This is a genomic window from Streptomyces roseus (assembly GCF_001044425.1).
Classification (GTDB): Bacteria; Actinomycetota; Actinomycetes; order Streptomycetales; family Streptomycetaceae; genus Streptomyces; species Streptomyces roseus.
Map to the genome: position 1 here is coordinate 1 of NZ_LFML01000093.1, position 19,582 is coordinate 19,582.

Consider the following 19,582-nt stretch of genomic DNA (forward strand, 5'->3'; position numbering starts at 1 on the left):
ACATCTGCCTTACTCGTCCTCTCAAACAGTGACCTCTACCGGTGGTCATGATGCCCGGCGCCCTCTCACCAAGAGAAACGACTTCTTAACTTGCGATTTAACCCTCGGCATCAAGCGCGGCCGGTTCGGTCCCGGCGGTGAGGGCGACCTGAGCGGTCCATGACCAGGGCTCCTGAGGAGGATCCCAGCTCACCTCGACGTCGGTGTCGTGGAAGTCGCGGGCGAGTTCCGTCACCATCTGAGCCGCCGCGTCTCGTGCGTCTTGTGGGTCGGTGTTGACCGGCACGTCCAGACGCCCGCAGAGCATGCCGCCTTCCATGGTGAGGACGCTGTGGCGCCAGCCCTCTGGCGTCGCCAACAGCACGATCCCCTTCGGGATGCCCCAGTCCGGCCGCTTCTTCTTCTCCTTCTTGCGTCTCACCATGCGGCTATCCAACAGCGTCGGGGTCGTGGCGATGAGGTCGGGTGGCAGCTCAGCTTGCCGGTGGCCCAGTTCTGCGGGGTTTGGTGCCGATCTTGTGGTGTGCGGGTCTGGTGTAGGACTCGCCGGTGGCGAGGACGCGTCCGACGTCGTAGCGGGTGGCGGGCCGCTTGTTCTTCGAGCCGGGCGGGCGGCCGGGGCCGGGCCGGCTCGGTTTCGGTGCACTGGCTGGCGTGCCCGTCCGCGCGTGCAGGTTCCTGAACCCTCGGCGGACTCGGGCGGGGGTGAGCTTGTTCGGTTCCGCAGGTCGTTCCCACGGCCGGCGGAGGTCCCGCGCGAGCGGCCGGGCGAGGCGGAGTTGTGCGTGGGCGGCCAGGACGAGCCAGGTCCAGCGGTCGGCCGCGGCGGAGTCGCGGAGCCTGGGGCGGGTCCAGCCGAGGGTCTGCTTGAGCAGGCGGAAAGTGTGCTCGACGTCGAACCGTCGCAGGAACGCCTCCCAGCACCGGTCGACATCCGCGGGTCCGGCGCCGGTCCCCGACCACCAGAGCCAGACCGGCTTGTTGACCCCGCCACTGGGCAGCTTCGCCACGGTCAACCGGATCACTGTGCCCTCAATGATCGGCAACGGCCCCTCGTGATCTTCCCAGGCCGCCCGGCGCGTCAGCCGGGGGTGCAGCCGGTCCCACGCCTGCGCGGTCGCGGTCCCGTACCGCTCCGTCGCGGTCGAGGTGATGGCCGCCGCCTCACCCCAGGTTTGCGGGTCACCGAACACGAACTCACCGCCGTGCTTCGGCGGGCGACCGCCCTGCGGCGGGCAGATCCACGGAACGGGGACCGGCTTGCGCATGACCCGGTCCGAGCGGAGCCGGCCCAGGACCTCGATCGGCATGTCCGCCAGGAGGTGCGCGATCCTGGGAGCGTCGTAGCCGGCATCGAGGACGACGAGGACGTCCGGTTGACCCCGCTGCCACTGGCCCGCCGCGATGAGGCGTTCGACGACCTCGCGGACCTGGACGGCGGTGACGGCCGCGAGGTCGGCGCCGGGCTCCAGCCGGATCGCGTCCAGCAGCGCAGTCCAGGAGGTGCGGCCGGTCTCCAGCGCGGCGACGATCGAGTACGGCCAGCCCGGCACCATCTGGTGCTTGCCCAAGCCCCGGCCGAAGGTATGGCAGAACGACCGGTCCGAGCACGTGTCCGCGTTCGGCCGCAGCCACGGAGACACGTCCACCGCCAGCACCAGACGCCCGTCGGCCGCGCGGGGCAGCGGCACCCCTGCCAGGGCCCGGCGGAGCCGGGCGACGTCGATCCGGCCTTGGTTCAGCCCGGCGTAGAGGGCGCCGTGCCCCCGCCGATGCTCCGGCGCGAGAGCCAGGTCCACGAGCGTGCGAACCGGACCGTCGGTGCACAACAAGGCGTCGCACAGCTCGAACAGGGCGTCGCTCCGAGCGAGCAGGGAGGCGTACAGCTCGGTGCGGAACGCCGTCACCGCCGCGAACGCGTCTCGTTGAACCCCGTGCTCGACCCGTTCCACGATCCGGCCTCCACCGCCGCGCCGACCTCTGCCCGCAGAATCAGGCCCCGGCCCCGTGGACACGCCGTGAACAGGGGAAACCCCGAACAAGTTCGAGCCTAGTTCGACGGCGGACCAAAAACGTCAAGCTTAAGACCTGTCCCGTAACTGGGCGGCTCCCCCTTGCCGATCCCGGAGCGGACCGTGTCAGTGGCTGGTGACAGGATTGAGGGGTGCTGATCATGGGATACGACGCCGACGCGTTGGTGGCAGGCGAGTCGCTTCTGGCCTGCCCGGGCTTCTGGTCGAACTACCTTCTGACGATGTGCAGCGACGGGGGGTGTGTCGAGCGGCCGGTTCCGGAGTGGTTCGGCGACGACGGTGCAGATGCCGATGCCCTGTCCGAGGTCCTCTTCGATCCCGGATGCTGGCCAGTGTTTCGGGTGCTGGCCGAAACCGGTCCTGGAGCCGTGGTGGTCTACCGCAACCTGGACGGCGACTACGGCACCGACTATCTCCTCACCCATCCTGGCAGGAGCTACGTTCAGCAGATCGCGAGTTGGGACGGAGATTTCAGGGGTACCGGGCTGACGTGGCGTGAACTGGTCCGCATGGCCGACAGCCCCTCCTCCGGTGCCGAAGGTATCCAGGACACGGCAGCCCGCCTCCTACTGGTGCTTCCGCTTCTTACCGACCCGGATGTGCCAGAAGAGGCGTCGGCCAGGCTCACCTCCGCACTGGCGGTGGTCGGCGTGCCACAAGACACTGCCTCCAACGCGGCGGAGCACCTGCTGGCCCACCTCACGAGAAGGTCCCTGCACGACCCCACGTGGGAGTCTCCGCTCAGCGGAAGGTGAGAGGCGAGTCCAGCTGCTGGTCACCACATGAACTGATCTTGGTGTGGCCTGTGTGATTGCAGCATCGGAGTCTGCCTGGATAGCCCCTTTCACGGGGCTGAGCCCGAGCCAATTCGGCAAGCTGGTGACCGTCTTGCGGCGCGAGGGTGCGGATGCGGTCCGCAGGGGCCGACCGTGGAGCCTGCTGTCGGCGTACTCCTGTGAGTGCTCCACCAAGTACAGAGATATGTGCACCAGTGAGGGAAGCTGTGAGCCAGTCACGTCATCCCGCGGGCATGGCGGTGGCAGGGCGATGAACCTCCAGGATCATTGCGGTGCCGGCAACGGTTCGGTCTTCGTGCATGTTGATCCGCCGGCCGGGCTGGAGGTGCGTCCAGTGGGAGGGGGTGAGGGGCACGAGGCGAACGGTGGCTCGCCCGCCGGGCTCCAGATAAGGCATGTCCTCAACCCAGAGCCGGGCGATACTGACGGCACGTTCACCGGTGGGCGAGAGGTGTCCGATGTCCCACATAGGCCGCAGAACACCGGCGCCGGAGATTGCCGTGGCGCGTCGTGCCTCGGCGGCAGGACGGAGCGTCAGATCCGCTCGGATCACGCCGTGACGGATCTCGGAGCACCGCCAATGGCACCAGGCCGCGCTCCGCTCAAGCCGGAGCTGCTCAGCCGCGTCGGCGAGCTTCTCCCAGAACGCCAGTGGGAGCGAGCGACCCTCCCCGAGCTCCTCCAGCAGGCCCAGGGCGATCTCCCACTCGTCGTGGACGAGGTAGTCCCAGATGTCTCGCAACGTGATGTCGTTCTCGGTGGCGGTCTCTTCCGGAACAAGCAGAGAAGCTGATTCGAGCAGCTTAGGGACGTCCATGCGCTCATTGTCGACCATATGAACTATCAGGCGGCGCTTTCCTGGTCTCGCTCGATGGCTGCGAGCCGGTTCTTGAGCCGGTAGCTGGGACCGTTGATGGAGATCACGTCGCAGTGGTGCAGGAGGCGGTCAAGGGTGGCGGTGGCCAGGACCTCGTCGCCGATCACCTGTCCCCATTCGCTGAAGGTCTTGTTCGAGGTCTGGATAATGGAGCCTTTTTCGTAGCGCTTTGAGATGACTTGGAAGACCAGGTTGGCCTCAGCTCGCTCGAGGGGCTGGTAGCCGACCTCGTCGACCACGAGAACAGCAGGCCGCAGGTAGCTGCCGAGCTTGCTGGTCAGCCGCCCGGTGGCCTCGGCGGCCTTGAGGTTGCGGACCATGTCGTCGAGGCTGGTGAAGTAGATCGAGTACTCAGCCCGGCAGGCCGCGACCGCGAGAGCGACGGCAATATGTGTTTTGCCCCCTCCCGGAGGCCCCAGCAGGGCAGCGTTGGCCTTGGCCTCGACGAACGACAACGTGGCGAGGTCCTTGACCTTGCGCGGGTCGAGTTCAGGCTGGAACGAGAAGTCGTAGTCGTCCAGCGTCTTGTGGTGCGGCAGCTTCGAGATTCGCAGACCAGTGCGGATGCGGCGGTCTTTACGGACGGCGAGTTCTTCCGAGAGGGCCAGGTCGATGAAATCGAGGTAACCCATCTTGGCCTCGTCAGCCCGCTGAGCGTACTGAGTCAGGGCCTCGGCCAGGTGAGGCAGGCCCAGCTTCAGGGGCGGGGTGTTCGATGCCTGACGCCCGCCCCGTGATCCCCAAGGTCACCGGAACCGACTGGTCGGTCCGGGACGGACTCGTCACCTTCGACGAACCGGCCGTCGTGCTGATGGCCGAGCTGGACGCGGTGTTCATCCGCTGAGGCGCCGAGGCCGGGGCCCGGCAACAGAGCTACCCACCGCTGTTGCGGGCAGCCATTCGCCTTTGGCTTCGCTCGTGAGCTGGCGGACTGTGCCCCAGCCACTGAGTGGCTCCGAGGGGCGTCAGAGCACGAAGACGCTTCCGCTGCCGTTCGGTCGGTAAGTTTCACCGGGATAGATGAGCCAGGTGACCTGTCCCGTGCAGTCCGGCCCCGAGTGCACCTCCGCGATCGCATCCGTGTGATTGGACACCACAGGCGGAACAAAGTCACCAAGCGGGAAGCAGCCGCTCGGATCCTCGTGGGCCACACCGTCGACGACCAGGAACCCGTGGGCAGCGTAGGCGCTGCCCGGAGCTGCGAGTGCGAGCGTCGCGGCCGCCACGCAAGCCCCTAGCACCCTCGCCATGCGTCGCATCATGCGCATACCTCTTTCAGAGTCGTGCGGCCGCATCGACGCAAACCACTTGATAGCTGAACGTAGATCATAAGTCACTCAAAGTCGCGCACCCAGTGAGAGTTTTCCAGCCTGCAGGCCAGACGTCGGGCCATGCGGAATGGAAGGGGTTCCAGTGGCGGCGAGGTCGACTTCCTCAAAGTCACTCGACCAGCCCCGTAGCCGAGCCGTACGCCTTGAAGGGCCGCACCCGGTCGCCGGGGGTGCGGGGCGTACGCGGTGACGGCCGAGGCTCCAACGCCCGGACGCCGCGGGCGCGGTGTCCGGGCGTGGACCGACCGGGTACGGGCGCGGGCGGCCTGGCGGGCGCCGACGGGCCGGAACCGGATCGGAGTGAAGGGGATCCGGATTGCCGTATCCATGTGGGCGCTGGACTGCGATGCCGCCCTCGGATCCCGGCCAGCTCCACGCCGAGCCCAGCCGAGGGCGGGGATTCGCTTACCCGGGCGCTCCTCGGACACCCCGCCGCGCCCTGGCCTGCGGCCAGCTCCGGCGCACCGCCCGACTGGACCGACGTCCAGCTCGCCGACACTGCATTGACGGGATCACGCCCGCCTCCGGGCAGGGCAAGGCCCCCACAACGGACCGCACGGGATGCGCAAGAAGCCGGGGGTAGGCCGACTACCTCAGGCTTCTGGCTCTGGTTGCACCCCCAGCCTCGCCGCCCAGATCCTGCTTGATGGAGCCGGCAAGGCCAGTCACTGGCGCCAGGAGGATCCCGTGTTCGCGCGGGCCTGCGATGCGGTCAATGAACTCGGGGCCGGGCGGCCAGCGCCCGCGAGGTCGCCCCGCTTCACCCCCGACCGCCGCCGTACCTTCCTCGAACACCTGGAGTCCGGCCTGTCGGTCACCGCCGCCGCGGCCCAGGTGGGGATCACCACGGCAGTGATCTACCAGCGCCGCAAACGCGACCCCGCGTTCGCCGCAGTCATGGACGCCGCCCACCACGCACACCCCCGCACCCCGGACCCCACGCCCGGCACCGACGACTGGGAAGCGTTCTTCCGCGCTCTACGTCCCGGTGTCGCGCTGCGCCAGGTCGCTCTTGCCGCCGGGATCCGACCCGAGGCCGTCTATCACCGCCGCCGCGCCGACCGTGCGTTCGCCCCCGCACCGACCAGCAGCGAACCGCCTGATAGCCCCCGAGCGCGTCCCGTCGCGGTGCCTGGCGGCACGGGGTTCACTCGATGCCGAGGGCGGCGTCGGGCCGACAGTGAGGGCAGGCTTGTATGCCCTCCGCCAACGCCTGCCGCGCCTGGTCGATGGTGACGGCCGTGCAGCGTTTTCGGCTGCCCCAGCAGCCCCCGGCGTGGACGCGGACCGGGAGCCTGCCCGCCCCGATTCCGCGCTCGATCAGCCACGCGGGCGGCTCGGTCGGCGGGCGGCGCCGCGCGGCGAGGGCCTCTCGCTCTTCCGCCGTGTTCAGCGCCCGTTCGGCGCGGTTGAGTTCGCCGCGCAGGTAGGTGACGACGGTGCGCAGGCGGGGGAGGTCGGGCGGGAGTTCGGACACTGCTCAGCTCCCGTACTGCGCCTGCCGTGCGGCCTTGCACGCCGGGCAGAGCGGCGAGGCGCCCACTCCGTAGCGGCAGGTGGGAGCGTGGCACCGGGAACACGGTCCGGTCTGGCTCGGTGCCCAGGTGGCGGGCTGGGGTCTGGCGGGGGTGTCGGGGGTGGTGGTCATCGGGGGCTCCTGGGCGGTGCGGAGGGCGGCACTTCTATTAGATCTCATGTTCGATTATGTGGGCGAGTGTGTGCAGGTCACCAGCTGTACGTCTGGTGGCACAGGGAGGTGACGGCGGGGTTGGTCACGCCGTGTGCGGCGCGGCACAGGGCCGTCATGCCGGTTGTCCCGCTTCCTGTCGCGGGGCGTGTCGTGCGGGCGGGCGTACGGCTCGGCCGCGCCTTGGTCTTCCTGGGATTGGGTTGCGCGGCGCGCTGTGGCGGGGCGGCCCTGCGCTGTCGTTCCTCGGATCTGTGCTGGGGTGTGGTCGGCCGGGTGTGCCGGCTCTGGCTCAGTGCCTCGGGGCTGGCTGGCTCGCGGTGGGCAGGGCCGGGCGGGCTGTCGTGTCCAGAGGCGAGGGGTGGCTCGGGCAACCGGGAGAGGGGCAGTGCCGCGCTGGTGTCCGGCCGCACGGTCCGAGGGGTGGCGGGCTGTTTGTGGTCCGCCAGGCCCGCGACAGGGGAAGCGTCGGCGGGCCCAGTGGGGGCGGGGTGGACGGTGACGCATCCAGAGGCCGCGAGCAGCGCGGCGAGGAGCAGGGGCAGGGACCAGCGGCGCATGCCGTCACCGTGCCGCAGATGCCCCCGGCACCAGTGGTGACGGCCCCGCCGTGCCCCTCGGATGGGTGGATGCGGCGGCCACCGCCGGGCCGGAGCGGGTTGGTCTGGCCGACCCTGGACGGGGGCGCCGTGAGGGAGGATCCGGGATGCTCAGGCCGCCGGTTGAGCCGATGCTGGCGAAGGCCGCAGAGTCCGTGCCGGGCCCGGCCGAGATGGGGGCTGCGGTGGCGTGCGAGCAGGAGCTGGACGGCCACTGGGAGGCTGACGCGGCAGGTGCGGTCACGGGAGGCAAGTAATGGAACAGGGCCGACCCTGGGGTCGGCCCTGCGTGTGCGGCACTCGCGCGGCAACGCGGCGCTGCTGTTGTCCCTGCTGCGGAGTCACCGGCTTCAGGGGCCGCCGGTCTCCCGGCGAAGTGGTGTCCCCACCGTGCCTGTCGGGTTGCACGAAGTGCAAGCCCAGCTTGGACGCTGCTGGACGAACGAGTCCCTCGTTCTACTTTCCACGGCGTTGGGGGGGTGCTCGTCCGGGGAACGCCGAAATTCGAGGCTGCATCACCGCAGGCCAGAGGCTGGTTGCATGCTGATATCTGCAATTGGACACGGGTGAACTAACAAAAGGAAATTACGGTCATTCTGGACTACCTGGGATCGGTAGGGCTTAGGCCGGAAGCTCGGTGGCTGGCATCCTTGTGGTCCTGGAACGCGACGGCAATCACCACCGGGATAGCGCCACTTGGCGCGGAGTCACCGTATTCGGGAGGGCGCAGTCCCGCGCCCTCTCATCCTGTTTCAGGGGCGCCGGTCGGCGCTCCGGATTGGTGGACGCTGATGGCTGTACAGGATGGGGCTGCCCGCTCGGGTGGTCGACGGGAGCCGAGCGGCGGCGCGCCGGGTCTGACGATGCCGCAGGCGCTTCTGAGCAGCGTGGTGTTCACCGTCGTGCTGGTCCTGGCCGTGGTGATGCGGCTGGACGGCGTAGCAATGACGGAGGCCTTCCAGGTGCTGGGCGGCGCCGGCGGGATCGGAGCGGCCCTCGTTCTCAGCCTGACGCCGGGCGGGCGCGGGACAGTGGCGGCCATGGTCCGCGCTGCTCTGTCCGCAGGCCGGTGAGGGGGGAATCATGGGACGCCCTGAACTCCCCGTGGACCACACCATTCCCGAACGCGGCGAACTCGCGGAAGTCCTGCGGCGGTGCCGTGCCCGGGCTGGCAGGAGTTACGACGAGCTTGCCGCCGAGACCGGTCTGTCGCCAGCCACACTCAAGCGCGCCGCGTCGGGGAAGTCCGTCCCCTCGGAGGAGACGGTCATGACGTTCGTCTCGGCTTGCGGGGGCAAGCTCGACGGGCTGCGCAGGCTCTGGCTCGACGCCCGGATCGCCGATCGGGGCCGGCTCGCGCAGCTCCGCAAGCCGGGCCTTCCGCAGTTCATGAACAGCCGCCGGGAGCTGAGCGCGGCGCTGGAGTATTTCTACGAGGCCGCCGGCGCGCCCTCGCTGCGGCGCCTCGGGGAGCTTGCGGGTGGCCGCCACCTGCTGCCGGTCAGCTCTGCCGGCCGGATCGTCAACCGGCAGGCCTTGCCGGCCAGCCGCCAGCAGATGGTCGCTTTCCTGACCGCCTGCGGCCTGACCGGGAGCTCGCTGGAGCAGTGGGAACTCGCCTTCCACGAGATCACCCGACGCCCCGATCTGGACCGCAGTGCCTCCAGGATCGAAGCCCTGTTTGACGCGGTGGCGCAGAGTATGAAGGCGCCCCTGCGCCTTCGCCCGGCCGACAGTCACCCGGTGGTGGACGGCAGAGGAAACCAGCGCTTCGTCCGGCCGCCGCAGAAGGCGCGGGACGATCTACGCCTCGCTGTGCGCCTGGCGGAGACCGTGGCGGGGTAACGCACGGGAGTGGGTGCAGTGGCGTTTCGCCGGTGAACCGGTCGCCCCGGGCGGGTGAACTGCCAGCCCGGGGCCTGCCTTCGGGCGCGTGAGGCCGGTGGAACCGCCTTCGTGGTGATCATGATGCGAGCCGTCATGGCGGCCGCTGCTCTCGCCCTGTCCCTTCCCACCACTGCGCACGCCGCGGAACAGCCGGCGGTGGTTCCGCAGGTCCTGCCGATGGGGGCCGCGGTCTCCGCGCTCCCGCTCGCCATTGAGAACCGCACGGGCTATCAGCGGACCTCGTTCAAGCACTGGAACGCCGGCGAGATCCCCGCGGACGGCTGCAACACGAGGGCGGAGGTACTGCTGTCGGAGGCGGTGGAGTATCCGGAGATCGGTCCGGGCTGCGCGCTGACGGGTGGGGTGTGGTGGTCGTATTACGACGACACGACCGTCACCGAGGCCTCCAAGCTGGACATTGACCACATGGTCCCGCTCGCGGAGGCGTGGGACAGCAAGTAGGCGGAGTTGGGCTCGATGCATCATTCTGCTCCCGCGGGCTGACGGCCTGGGGCAGGTAGGGAACGGGGTTGTCGCTCGTTGAGGTGACGGTAGGTGCGTTCTGGCCTGCGACGGCGCACTCGACGCCACGATGTTGCATCTGATGCAACTCTCGGAGGTGGCGTTGAGCGGGGCGAGTCTGCCGGGGGCGATCCGGCTCGTGCGGGCGGCGAATGTGGCCGCGTTGGATCCGGAGGCGGCGATGTTCACCGCGATGCTGACCGGGTGGGAACAGCAGCAGCGCAGCCGGCTGCTGACGAGGAAGACGATCACCGACCGGCTCAGTCTGGTGCGTCGGTTCGCCGAGTTCGCCGGCACTTACCCATGGGACTGGACCCCTGAGGACGTCGAGGCGTACTTCGCCGCCCGGCTCGCGCGCGGCGAGCTCGTGTGGTCGACGGTGCGGGGGCAGCAGGGCGACATTGAGTCGTTCTGTGCGTTCATCACCGATGCGCGGTACGGCTGGGCGGCGGCCTGCTCACAGGAGTTCGGCCGGTTCCCGGTCCAGGTGTGTCACGACTGGAACACCGCGGCTCACGTCGTCGAGTACGAGGGCCGGCCGGGGCGGCGGGCGCTGACGTTCGACGAGCTCCAGACGTTCTTCGACGCCGCTGACGATCGGGTCGAGGAGACCCGCCGGAAGCAGCGCAAGGGGGTGCTCGCGGCGTGGCGGGACGCGATCCTCCTCAAGCAGGTCTACGCCTACGGGACGCGGCGCCGGGAGACGGACGCTGGATCTGGCCGACCTACGGCGGAATCCGCGGGCGCCGCAGTACGGGCGGGTGGGTGCGGTGGAGGTGCGTTTCGGGAAGGCCTCGCGGGGGAGTCCACCGAAGCGGCGGACGGTGCTGACGGTCCCGGAGGTCGAGTGGATCGTCCCCCTCGTCGAGGAGTGGGTGGCCGAGGTGAGGCCCGGCTTCTCTCCGGGGCGGCATCCGGCGTTGTGGGTGACGGAGCGGCGCGGCCGGATCGGGGCGCGGCGCCTGGACGAGGTGTTCGCCGCGGTGCGCGAGCGCGCCGGGCTGCCGGGCGAGCTGGACCTGCACTGCCTGCGGCACACCTACATCACGCACCTCGTGGAGTTCGGGTATCCGGAGCGGTTCGTGCAGCAGCAGGTCGGACACGCCTACGGCTCGACGACGGCCTTGTACACGTGGGTGTCCGACGAGTACCGCAACCGGCTGATCGAGAGCGCGCTGCGGCGACGGCTGGAGCCCGGCACGAAGAAGGAGGTGGCGCTTTCGTGGTGAAGCGCATGGGGATCGTGTGGAACCTGCGCCGGCTGATGGCCGAGCGGGACATGTTCCAGACCACCGATCTGATCCCGGCCCTGGCTGAGCACGGGATCCATCTCTCCCGCGAGCAGGTCTACCGCCTCGTCGCCCAGGTCCCGCAGAGGCTGTCGATGGACGTGCTGGCCGCGCTCTGCTCGATCCTCCACGTCACCCCGGCCGACCTGATCACCGTTACCGAGACCCGTGTCCAGGTCGCCAAGCCGACCGCGACCGGCGAGACCACCAACGCCGCGAAGGCCCCGCCGGCACGCCGCGTACGCCTGACCCGACCGGGAGAACGATGACTGCCCCCGCCTCCGCCCCGGACACCTGGCGGGAACTCGCCCGCCTGATGACCGCGTCCCTCCCCGACCTTGCCGATCCGGACGCGGCCCGGATCGTCGCCGACCTGACCCCATCCGCCCGCGGCCGCATCCGGGCCCACCTCACCACCCACCCCGACGCCCTGGTCAGCGGCGATTCCGCCGCACCCCGCTCTGTCCAGGCCCTCATAACCACCTTGGCCGAGCACGGGGTCACCGGAGTGCGGGCCCCGGCCTGCCTGCGTTGCGGACGCGTCCGGCCGCTGCGCCGAGCCGTACCGGGTGGCCGGGTCTGTCTCGGCTGCGAGGGCATCCTCGCCGCCCGCGGCAATATCGGCCCCTGCACGAGCTGTGGGAAGACCGGACCCCGGCCGAGTCGGGACACCTGCGCCGCATGCCGCCGCCGGCAGATCGCGGCGACCCGAAACTGCTCGACGTGCGGCAAACCGGCCGAGCTGGACCCCTGCTCGAACTGCCGCCCCCGGCCCCCGGCCCTGTGCGCCCTCTGCCACACCAGCGCCCCCGTCACCGCACGCTGGCCGCTCGGCCCCGTCTGCACCCCCTGCTACCGGACCGCCCGCAGCCACCCCCTGCCCTGCCCGGACTGTGGCCGGACCCGGGTACTGATCGGCCGCGCCGAGCACCGCCGGGTCTGCGGGCCCTGCGCCGGCGTCCCCGACCCCTACGCCTGCGAACGCTGCGCTGGACCGCGCTCTTACAAGGTCGGCCGACTCTGCGACCGCTGCGCCGTTGCCGACCACCTGGAGGACCTGTTCACCGACGTACCCGACGCGGCGGGCACGGGGTCGCTCGCGGCGATGCGGGCTGCGCTGGCTCAGGCCCCGGATGCTGGAACGGTCCTGAACTGGCTGCGCGGCTCCCGCTCCGCCCGCCTCCTGCGCGACCTCATGACCACCGGCCGCTCTCTCTCCCATACCGACCTCGACGCCACGATCGACGGCCGAGGTACGGCGATGACCGCCGAGTACCTGCGCGGCCTGCTGACCGCCTACCAGGTCATGGATCCCCGGGACGAACTCACGGTGCGGATCGACCGGCACCTGGAACGGACCGTCGCCCGCCACCCCGAGCACGGCTCCCTGCTCCGCGCCTACGTCCGCTGGTCCCTGCTGCCCCGCGCCAGACGCCACCAGGCCGCCCGGGCCGGCGGGGTCAAGCACCCGATCCGCTGGGCCTACACCCGCATCAACCTCGCCGCCGAACTCCTCACCACGACTGCCGGCCATGGCCTGACCATCGCCACCCTCGACCAAGGCCGACTCGACGTCTGGCTCGCGGCCAACCCAGGTACCCGCTACGAGGTTCGCGACTTCGTCGTCTGGGCCCACCGCCGCCACCACGCCCGCGACCTCCTCGTGCCGCACCGCCCGAAGGCCGACCCGGTCGGCCTGGACGAGGACTCCCACTGGGACCTCCTCCACAAGTGCCTCACCGACACCCGCCTCGACCTCGACGTCCGGGTCGCCGGCGCGATCCTCCTGCTGTTCGGTCAACACCTCACCCGGATCACAGCACTGCCCATCACCGCCCTGACCAACCACGACGGGACGATGTTCCTCACCCTGGGCCGGACCCCGATCCCGCTGCCCACCACCCTGGCCGACCTCTTGACCACCCTCGCCGACCGCCCCGCTCCCCAGGGCTGGGCCGCGAACACGAGTGCCGGCTGGCTGTTCCCCGGCCACCTGCCCGGTGCCCACATCTCCGCCGCGGCCCTCAGCCGACGCCTGGCCGCCTGTCACATCCCCAACCGGCCCGCCCGGACCACCGCCCTGGTGGCCCTCGCGTGCGACCTGCCGCCCGCGGTCCTCGGCCCGATGCTCGGCCTTCACCCGATCACGGCCGTCCAGTGGCGTCGCCGCGCCGCCACCGACTGGACCGCCTACATCCAAGCACGCCAGCGTGCCCTTACCGATGGGCCTCCATACCCCAGGCCCTGATTCGGTCGTCAGGCAAGTCCGCCAGACCATGGTGGCTGCTATCCGCCCCGTCGGGCCGATTTCGGCAGATCTACACTGGTCCGCGAGAACGCTACGGGGGAACAGGACCATGGGCGTGGGTAAGGGTACGAGCAATGCGGTGGACGGCCAGTCCTCCCTGATCTCCGCGGTCCAGGCTGGAGACACGGACCTGGTGAGGATCCTTCTCCACGAGCACAGCGACTCCGACTACCTGGACGCCGCGTTCTGCCTGGCCGTCCGGATGCACGCCGGGCGCATCGCCCAACTGCTGCTCCAGTGCGGTGCGGATTCGGGCAAGAGCCGCCCCGATGACCTCATCCCCCTGAGTGAGGCGGTCGACTCGGGTTCGCCCGCTCTGTTCGAGGCGCTCCTGGACCACGAGATCCGCGGCAGGTATCCCGAGATCGAACTTCTGGAGGCACGGGACCTCGCGCGCCGCTGGCACGAGACGGGGGTTGAGGCCGAGCTGCGCCGCCGTACCGGATCTCGGGATGCCGTCGGCCGTACGCCGGTTCAAGACGGCGAGTACGACAGCGTCGTCGAGTTCACCCTTGGTGGCATGACTGTGCGGGACGGCCATGGGGCGATCCTCACGTACGTCGAGGAACTCCTCGGGGTACGCACCTCGTTCGAGGAGCTCATGGACCGCGCGTTGGCCCAGGTCGATCAGCAGGACCATGCAACGTGGAGCCGTGCCAGCCTTCAGCTGGGTGGACGGCGAGAGGAGGCGACCTGGACCGCTGCGGCGGCACTGCGTACGAGCCCGGACCCATCCCGCCGATTGTTCGGTGCCGAGGTGCTCCGCCTTATTCATCTGTTCGACGACAGCGACGAGGACGCGTTCGCTGGTCCCGCTCTGGACCTGTTCACCGACTGGGCGGCGGCGGAGACGGACGTCGCCGTCCTCACCGAAGTGCTGGTCGCTCTTGGCGAACACAGCGACCCCCACGCGGAGGCGGCCCTTCTGCCCCACGTCGGCCATCCCGATGCCCGGGTACGGCGTGCGGTGGCGCAAGGGCTCAGTGCTTTGACCTCACCGCCGGTCTTTTCCGGCGATGCCCGCACGGCGTTGCTGGGGCTGATGGCCGATCCGGACGCGGTGGTACGGCAAACCGCCTGCCGCGTGGTTGCCGGGGGCAGGGACCACGATCCCGTGTTCGCGGACGCCATGGCAGCTGTGCTGGACGACACGGACCGTCTGGTCCAGCTGGCTGCCGTCTACGGGCTTGCCCTCCACGACGACGAACGGTGCGTGGAAGCAGCACGCCTTCTCGGCCCGCCGCAGCGCGGTTCCCTGGAAGAGGAGAGCTACCTCGACGAGGTGTGGCGTTATGAGTGGCGCCGCGACCACCGCTGACGTCTCCGCCTGTGCCCATCAGCTGCTCCGAACCGTGGTATACCGCACGGTTCGAATGACGCTCCCCGCCAGCTGGCGCCAGTGCCTGGACGGCTGCGCGGCGTGAGGCCTACGCGAACGATCAGGGCCAGCTGTCCTCCCTGGTCGCGGTGACGGCCCGTTCGAACCGGTCGAAGGCGGACCAGGACCCGGCCGAATGGCTGCCGCCGGCGCCGGTTGCGCTGTGCCGGTATGGGGCGGAGTGGACGGCGACCAAGCTCCGCTGGGGCCTGGCCGTCGACGAGCTGGAGCGCGAGCGCCTGCTGGACATCGCGGCTGGATGCGGTGGCACCGAGGTGGAGTTCACCCCTGCTCCGTAGCCGCCGCCGGACAGGATGAGAGCCCCGACTCCTCCTCGGTGTCGGGGCTCCGTTCTTCGAGCGGGGCTGGCCGCTCGCATCCGATACGGGGGGCGTCGCCGGTGAGGCTGGCGCCGGGAGAACGCTGGCTGGTGTGCGGTGATTCGGGTCAGGGGAGGCGGGATCCGAGGCGGAAACGCATGTCGCCCGCGGCCCGGCGTACGTCTTTGCCGTGGTCGCCTTCTTCGAGCAGCCCGAGGAGCACGATCAGGGCGCGTGCCTCGTCTGCGCTGATCAGTTTCAGCCGTGGCTCGCTCACCCCGTCGAGGAGTGTGTCCAGCAGGTCCAGGGTCTCGTCCATACCCGCAACAACGGCCGGCGCCCCCGCCGGTCACCCCCGGCGGCGGTTCGACCTGGAGCTGTCGGGCGTACCGGTTCACGGAAAGCGCCACTGCTCGTCAGGATTCCCTGACATGGTGATGGTGTCAGGGAGTCCTGACATCGCTGAAGGTGTGAGAGGAGTGCGGGGCATGGTGTGGGTGGATGAGACGGGCCGTCATGAGGGTTCGGTCGTCGCGGTTTTGGGCGATGGCAGTGAAGCGCTGCCGGTGGAGGCTTTGGGCGGGAGTACCGCGTGGTGGGACAGCGACGGCACCGTCTCCGAACGCGTTGCCGCGGTGAAAAGCGCCTGCGGATGCGGCTGGCGCGCGGAGGCCACCCCGGTCGTGTGGAGTGATGTCACGGCGACCGAGGGCGAGGAGGCGAGAACCGGACCGTTCGCGGACTGGGAATACCACGTCACCACCACCGAAGGCCTCATCCCCCGCGACGTCGAACAGCTACTCACCTCCCTCCAGGACCGGATCACCGAACTTGCGAAGACGAGCCCGGTAACCGCACTGCGCGCCGCCGCCCGCCTCCAGGACACCGCCCCCACGCTCGCCCTCGCCACGGTCCGTACGGCCCGGCAGGCGATGGTCTCCTGGGAGGCGATTGGCACCGCGCTGGGCTGCACACGCCAATCCGCCCACGAACGCTACGCCCGCCACGTATAGCGGTGACCACCGTTGCAAAGCCCCCGGCCAACCCTTGCCGTGTAGCCCTTCGCTGATCAGGGCTGCCGCTGCACTGCCCTTCTGTCGTTCCGGGTTGGGGAAGCCGGGGCACTGCCACTCGGCGGCGTCCCCGCTCGGCGGCCGGATCTTTAGAGAGCAGCTTCGGGGCCGTCACCGGGTCTGGTGGCGGCCCCGTACTGCTGTGGTGGCGCCCTGTGGTTGCGGCCGCTGTGCCATGGCTTCCCGGTTGGCGGGTTGGGCCCAGTATCGGCGGCCGGTGGTCATGGCAGGGCGAGGGCGACTCTGCTCCTTACTGGCCTGGTTGAGGCGGGTGGGCTGGTGGGGTGGGTGTCGGCGGTGGCTGCGAGGAGGAGCGAGGTGGATGCCGGCGGAGTGTTGGCTGAGTGTGTGGGCGGTGTTCAGGAGTCTGGGGTGGAGGTTGGCGGGCAGGGATAGGGTGATGCAGGCGGCGCGGCCGGGCATGGCCAGGGGGAACGCTGCGCAGACTTCCTTGTCGGAGTATTCGAGGAGGTCGAACTGGCCGGCGTGGGGGCCGTGGACGTCGAGTTCGGTGAATAGCCGTCCGGGGTCGGTGATGGTCCGGCCGGTCAGGGCGCGGGGTTTGTAGCGGGCGAGGTGGTCCATACGGCCGGCGAAGTCGAGCTGCGCGAGGAGACTCTTGCCGACCGCGGAAGCGTGCGCGACCTGGGGGAAGGGCACGCCCTCTACGACCGGGCGGAGCTTCCGGAGCGGAGGCAGAGGTGGCGATGGCGACCGTGCCGTCGGTGTACCGGGAGAAGTGACCGCCGCCCCCAGACGCTCGCACAGGTCGTCGAGGGTGACCCGGACCAGTTCGCCTTGACGTTCTGGCGAGGAGGCGAGGTCCAGGCGGGCCCGGCACTCCCGGAGACCAGTGAACGGAAAACCACCCATCCAGCACACTGCCTAAAGGCCGAGGACCCCCCATCGGCAGAACTGCCGATGGGGGTCTGGTGCCCGCTTCTTGTGCTCGGTCTAGCTATCCTTGATGAAGATCTGTCGAGATTCGATCCCCAGCGACTTCCCTCAATCCGGGAAGATATCGCTGCCCTGCACTCATGATCGACAAGATTTCATACGCGTAGCTTGCAGATCCTACAGAGGATGCCTGAAGCACCTCGGAGCAAAGTACCCACAGACCTCGCTCAATTTCTCTCTCACATTCTCTTGAAAGGTCACGCTCACGCACTTCAGGCGCCTCGATTTGCCCGTCGCCTGAGTGGATGAAGAGAAGAGCCTCCAAAAGATATCGCCTAGCGGGTTCAGGAACACCGTCCGCCAGGGCGGCAAGACAGGAAGATGCGACAGCCGGGGAGACTTCCGTCAGTGCTCCAGCTGGCGTGATTGCGTGGTCATGGAGATCTCCTTGCCTCACAGTTGACTCTTCGACTGAGTCCATGAGTCCTCGGAAGATGACCTGCACATGCTCGCCAGATCCACAGCCGCACAGCATGCTGGCCCAATCGTGCCGGGCCAGTTCCAACTCTAGTAGCTCCACGTGCCTCTCCTAGCCTCCCCACGGTCCGCCCGGGGCTCCTATTATGCCTGGAACGAACATGGACGGCGGATAGTCGGTCTGGCATCCAACGCAGACCGGCTTTGACATTGCTTCGAGCATGTCGTCTGCATTCTTCCGGACCTGCACTGCGGCCGTAAAGATCACTTCGTCTGCGTTGCCGCCGAGAGCGAGAATTGCATTCCCTTCAGCGCATAGACCGCAACCCGACGAAGCCAAAACAATATCTCCCGTTCTCGTGGGTCTGTACGGTCAACGGTGGATCTTCGAATAGGAAGTGACGCCTGATGACAGAAGTGACCGTGTCGGCGGAGGCCGTGGCGGAGGTGCAGCCGTCCGGGTTGGTGCCTGATGTTCTGGACGATCAGCTGATCAGTCAGCTGGTGGACCGGGCCAAGGCCGACGGGATCAAGCTGACGGGCCAGGGTGGTCTGCTGCAGCAGTTGCCGAACAGGATCCTCGAGTCGGCTCTGGAAGGCGAGATCACCGACCACCTCGGGCATGAGAAGCATGAGAGGGCCGGCTCGGGCAACACCCGCAATGGGACCCGGTCGAAGACCGTGGTGACCGAGGTCGGCCCGGTCGTGGTCCCAGTAACGCTGAACCCAGCCCGCGCGCTTCCGGGCCGCAGGAACTGCCGGGCCCCGCGCAGTGTGGTGTGCAGGCTTCTCTGGGTGGCCCGGCTGTCGAGGCGTACGTCGAGAGCGCCGAGGAGCGCGCTTTCGGCCCGCAGGCCGGCGGGGAGCATTGAGGGGTCGAGCCCGTCCCGTTCTGCGATGAGGATGCCGAGTTCGTGGCGGCTGACGGCGTCGGGTCCGGCGAGGTGGTGGATGCCGGTCGCGTTGGCGGCGGCCAGCTCCAGGAGGGCGGCGGCCAGGTCGGTGACGTGCACGGGGCATCGGATGTCGTCGGTGAACAGGACGCCGTCGCGCGTGCCGGCGGCGAGGTCGTGCACGACCTTCTCGTGCACGGACCGCCCGTGACCGATGATCAGCGATGTCCGGGCGACCGCGGCCTTCGGGTGCACGGCCAGGACGCCGGTCTCCGCGGCGGCCTTGGCAGCGCCATAGGGTGTGACGGGGTCGGGGAGGCTGGACTCGTCATAGTCCAGGTCCGAGCCGGAGAAGATCGCATCGCTGGACACGTGGACTATGCGGGTTCCGTACTTCGCCGCGGCCATCGCGAGACGGATGGGGCCCTCTGCCGTGGTCGGCCAGTGGGCCGAACCGCTCGATGCGTTGATGACGAGGTGCGGGCGCACCTCGGACATGACGGCGTCCAGGTTTCCGGCGTCCCGCAGGTCGAGGTGGCGCCACGCGGTGGGGGAGGCGGAGCCGGGCTTCGTCGCGTACGTCGCGACGGTCGAATGCCCCGCTGCTCTTGCCTGCCGGACCAGCTCGGTCCCGAGGAAACCGCTGCCGCCCACGATCAGAACTGTCATCGCGCCACCGTAGACCGCTTCTACAGCAATGAAGGCGGTCACCGAGGACTTCGGGTGACCGCCTCCATCGTCAGCATGCCGCTGACGGCTGCCAGAGGTAGCGGACATCGGGCTCGCGCTCGTCGTTGCGCGCCCCGTCCGTCCGCTCGACCGCAATGAAGCCGTGCCGCTCGTAGAACCGGTGCGCCGAAGTGTTCACCTGGAACGTCCACAACGTCAGCCGGTCCGGCTGCCGCTCCTTGGCCAGGTTCATGAACCGGTCGCCGATACACCGTCCGCGCCACGTGGGGTCGAGGTAGAGCTGTTTCAGTTCTTCTCCGTTGAGCACCATGAGCCCCACCACGTTGCCGCCGGTGACCGCGACCCAGGTCTCGTACCGCGGCACGAGCACGCGTGCGAACCAGTCGCGGACGTCGGCTTCTTCGTGTGCGCAGCGCACGGTCGGCAAGGCGGCGGTGAAGGAACGCAGCCACACGTCGGCCGCGGCACGGGCGTCGGCGCCGGTGGCGCGGCGGAGGACAACGTCGCTGCTGGGCATCGTGTGG

19 protein-coding genes and 4 pseudogenes are annotated in these 19,582 nt (G+C 69.2%); 13 read left to right on the top strand and 10 right to left on the bottom strand.

Annotated features, from left to right (window positions below; all coding sequences use genetic code 11):
- Positions 1 to 97: 97 nt before the first annotated feature.
- The gene (locus ACS04_RS22415) at positions 98 to 424 is read right to left on the bottom strand and encodes a hypothetical protein (protein ID WP_048478509.1); all 327 of its coding nucleotides are present in this window, start codon (positions 422 to 424) and stop codon (positions 98 to 100) included.
- A gap of 49 nt (positions 425 to 473) precedes the next feature.
- The gene (locus ACS04_RS22420; protein ID WP_107438664.1) at positions 474 to 1,952 is read right to left on the bottom strand and encodes an NF041680 family putative transposase; all 1,479 of its coding nucleotides are present in this window, start codon (positions 1,950 to 1,952) and stop codon (positions 474 to 476) included.
- Positions 1,953 to 2,173: 221 nt separating this feature from the next.
- On the opposite strand from ACS04_RS22420, the gene ACS04_RS22425 reads away from it, so the two are divergent.
- Positions 2,174 to 2,788 carry a hypothetical protein gene (locus tag ACS04_RS22425; protein ID WP_245236497.1) on the top strand — a complete coding sequence of 205 codons (615 nt, stop codon included), beginning with the start codon at positions 2,174 to 2,176 and terminating at the stop codon, positions 2,786 to 2,788.
- Positions 2,789 to 2,831: 43 nt separating this feature from the next.
- Positions 2,832 to 2,972, top strand: a pseudogene (locus tag ACS04_RS36515) (IS5/IS1182 family transposase); the annotation flags it as partial.
- Positions 2,973 to 3,050: 78 nt separating this feature from the next.
- Here the strand turns inward: ACS04_RS36515 and ACS04_RS22430 are convergent.
- The gene (locus tag ACS04_RS22430) at positions 3,051 to 3,647 is read right to left on the bottom strand and encodes a hypothetical protein (RefSeq protein ID WP_048478553.1); all 597 of its coding nucleotides are present in this window, start codon (positions 3,645 to 3,647) and stop codon (positions 3,051 to 3,053) included.
- A gap of 26 nt (positions 3,648 to 3,673) precedes the next feature.
- Entirely contained in the window at positions 3,674 to 4,408 is a 735-nt protein-coding gene (gene istB, locus ACS04_RS22435; RefSeq protein WP_048478511.1) for an IS21-like element helper ATPase IstB, read from the bottom strand.
- 14 nt (positions 4,409 to 4,422) lie between these two features.
- On the opposite strand from istB, the gene ACS04_RS40090 reads away from it, so the two are divergent.
- Positions 4,423 to 4,551 (top strand): hypothetical protein, encoded by a 129-nt coding sequence (locus tag ACS04_RS40090; protein ID WP_280921023.1) that lies wholly within the window; start codon positions 4,423 to 4,425, stop codon positions 4,549 to 4,551.
- 121 nt (positions 4,552 to 4,672) lie between these two features.
- Here ACS04_RS40090 and ACS04_RS22440 read toward each other — a convergent pair whose 3' ends face one another.
- On the bottom strand, positions 4,673 to 4,933 hold the full coding sequence (locus ACS04_RS22440; RefSeq protein ID WP_158977425.1) for a hypothetical protein: 261 nt from the start codon (positions 4,931 to 4,933) through the stop codon (positions 4,673 to 4,675).
- Positions 4,934 to 6,185: 1,252 nt separating this feature from the next.
- Positions 6,186 to 6,515: a DUF6233 domain-containing protein gene (locus tag ACS04_RS22445; RefSeq protein WP_048478512.1), complete on the bottom strand. Its 330-nt coding sequence runs from the start codon at positions 6,513 to 6,515 to the stop codon at positions 6,186 to 6,188.
- A gap of 1,600 nt (positions 6,516 to 8,115) precedes the next feature.
- Between ACS04_RS22445 and ACS04_RS22450 the strand changes: the two genes are divergently transcribed.
- The 8 genes and pseudogenes from ACS04_RS22450 to ACS04_RS22485 form a co-directional block, all read left to right on the top strand.
- Positions 8,116 to 8,397 (top strand): hypothetical protein, encoded by a 282-nt coding sequence (locus ACS04_RS22450; protein WP_158977431.1) that lies wholly within the window; start codon positions 8,116 to 8,118, stop codon positions 8,395 to 8,397.
- 31 nt (positions 8,398 to 8,428) lie between these two features.
- A complete protein-coding gene (locus tag ACS04_RS22455; protein WP_053080893.1) occupies positions 8,429 to 9,169 on the top strand; it encodes a helix-turn-helix domain-containing protein in 741 nt (246 codons plus the stop codon).
- A gap of 111 nt (positions 9,170 to 9,280) precedes the next feature.
- Entirely contained in the window at positions 9,281 to 9,673 is a 393-nt protein-coding gene (locus tag ACS04_RS22460; protein WP_209441750.1) for a hypothetical protein, read from the top strand.
- A gap of 884 nt (positions 9,674 to 10,557) precedes the next feature.
- Positions 10,558 to 10,962 carry a tyrosine-type recombinase/integrase gene (locus ACS04_RS40300; RefSeq protein WP_342449515.1) on the top strand — a complete coding sequence of 135 codons (405 nt, stop codon included), beginning with the start codon at positions 10,558 to 10,560 and terminating at the stop codon, positions 10,960 to 10,962.
- Complete coding sequence (locus ACS04_RS22470) at positions 10,956 to 11,291, top strand: helix-turn-helix domain-containing protein (RefSeq protein ID WP_048478514.1); 336 nt, start codon at positions 10,956 to 10,958, stop codon at positions 11,289 to 11,291. Before ACS04_RS40300 ends, ACS04_RS22470 begins: the two co-directional genes overlap by 7 nt.
- Complete coding sequence (locus tag ACS04_RS22475) at positions 11,288 to 13,270, top strand: hypothetical protein (protein ID WP_048478515.1); 1,983 nt, start codon at positions 11,288 to 11,290, stop codon at positions 13,268 to 13,270. The genes ACS04_RS22470 and ACS04_RS22475 overlap by 4 nt, the downstream gene beginning before the upstream one ends.
- A gap of 109 nt (positions 13,271 to 13,379) precedes the next feature.
- Complete coding sequence (locus ACS04_RS22480; RefSeq protein WP_158977434.1) at positions 13,380 to 14,648, top strand: ankyrin repeat domain-containing protein; 1,269 nt, start codon at positions 13,380 to 13,382, stop codon at positions 14,646 to 14,648.
- Between the two features lie 71 nt (positions 14,649 to 14,719).
- Positions 14,720 to 15,007: pseudogene (locus ACS04_RS22485) on the top strand (HNH endonuclease); the annotation flags it as partial.
- Between the two features lie 148 nt (positions 15,008 to 15,155).
- Here ACS04_RS22485 and ACS04_RS22490 read toward each other — a convergent pair.
- Complete coding sequence (locus ACS04_RS22490; RefSeq protein WP_048478516.1) at positions 15,156 to 15,347, bottom strand: hypothetical protein; 192 nt, start codon at positions 15,345 to 15,347, stop codon at positions 15,156 to 15,158.
- A gap of 169 nt (positions 15,348 to 15,516) precedes the next feature.
- Here ACS04_RS22490 and ACS04_RS35410 point away from each other — a divergent pair, with 169 nt between their 5' ends.
- Complete coding sequence (locus ACS04_RS35410; protein ID WP_053080895.1) at positions 15,517 to 16,041, top strand: hypothetical protein; 525 nt, start codon at positions 15,517 to 15,519, stop codon at positions 16,039 to 16,041.
- Between the two features lie 171 nt (positions 16,042 to 16,212).
- Here the strand turns inward: ACS04_RS35410 and ACS04_RS35415 are convergent, their stop codons facing one another.
- Positions 16,213 to 16,761 carry an IclR family transcriptional regulator domain-containing protein gene (locus tag ACS04_RS35415; protein ID WP_053080896.1) on the bottom strand — a complete coding sequence of 183 codons (549 nt, stop codon included), beginning with the start codon at positions 16,759 to 16,761 and terminating at the stop codon, positions 16,213 to 16,215.
- A gap of 1,122 nt (positions 16,762 to 17,883) precedes the next feature.
- Here ACS04_RS35415 and ACS04_RS36520 point away from each other — a divergent pair.
- Positions 17,884 to 18,192: pseudogene (locus ACS04_RS36520) on the top strand (transposase); the annotation flags it as partial.
- Positions 18,193 to 18,218: 26 nt separating this feature from the next.
- Here ACS04_RS36520 and ACS04_RS22505 read toward each other — a convergent pair.
- A pseudogene (locus ACS04_RS22505) lies at positions 18,219 to 19,037 on the bottom strand (SDR family oxidoreductase); the annotation flags it as partial.
- 70 nt (positions 19,038 to 19,107) lie between these two features.
- Positions 19,108 to 19,575, bottom strand: coding sequence for a GNAT family N-acetyltransferase (locus ACS04_RS22510; protein ID WP_048478517.1), 468 nt, complete (start codon positions 19,573 to 19,575; stop codon positions 19,108 to 19,110).
- Positions 19,576 to 19,582 lie beyond the last annotated feature (7 nt).

What these genes read in the sequence shown, in the direction of transcription:
- ACS04_RS22430 (WP_048478553.1), bottom strand. Translation starts at nt 3,647, where the DNA reads ATGGACGTCCCTAAGCTGCTCGAATCAGCTTCTCTGCTTGTTCCGGAA.
- ACS04_RS22415 (WP_048478509.1), bottom strand. Translation starts at nt 424, where the DNA reads ATGGTGAGACGCAAGAAGGAGAAGAAGAAGCGGCCGGACTGGGGCATC.
- ACS04_RS22425 (WP_245236497.1), top strand. Translation starts at nt 2,174, where the DNA reads ATGGGATACGACGCCGACGCGTTGGTGGCAGGCGAGTCGCTTCTGGCC.
- ACS04_RS22490 (WP_048478516.1), bottom strand. Translation starts at nt 15,347, where the DNA reads ATGGACGAGACCCTGGACCTGCTGGACACACTCCTCGACGGGGTGAGC.
- ACS04_RS22510 (WP_048478517.1), bottom strand. Translation starts at nt 19,575, where the DNA reads ATGCCCAGCAGCGACGTTGTCCTCCGCCGCGCCACCGGCGCCGACGCC.
- ACS04_RS22480 (WP_158977434.1), top strand. Translation starts at nt 13,380, where the DNA reads ATGGGCGTGGGTAAGGGTACGAGCAATGCGGTGGACGGCCAGTCCTCC.
- ACS04_RS40090 (WP_280921023.1), top strand. Translation starts at nt 4,423, where the DNA reads ATGCCTGACGCCCGCCCCGTGATCCCCAAGGTCACCGGAACCGACTGG.
- ACS04_RS35410 (WP_053080895.1), top strand. Translation starts at nt 15,517, where the DNA reads ATGGTGTGGGTGGATGAGACGGGCCGTCATGAGGGTTCGGTCGTCGCG.
- ACS04_RS22475 (WP_048478515.1), top strand. Translation starts at nt 11,288, where the DNA reads ATGACTGCCCCCGCCTCCGCCCCGGACACCTGGCGGGAACTCGCCCGC.
- ACS04_RS22450 (WP_158977431.1), top strand. Translation starts at nt 8,116, where the DNA reads ATGGCTGTACAGGATGGGGCTGCCCGCTCGGGTGGTCGACGGGAGCCG.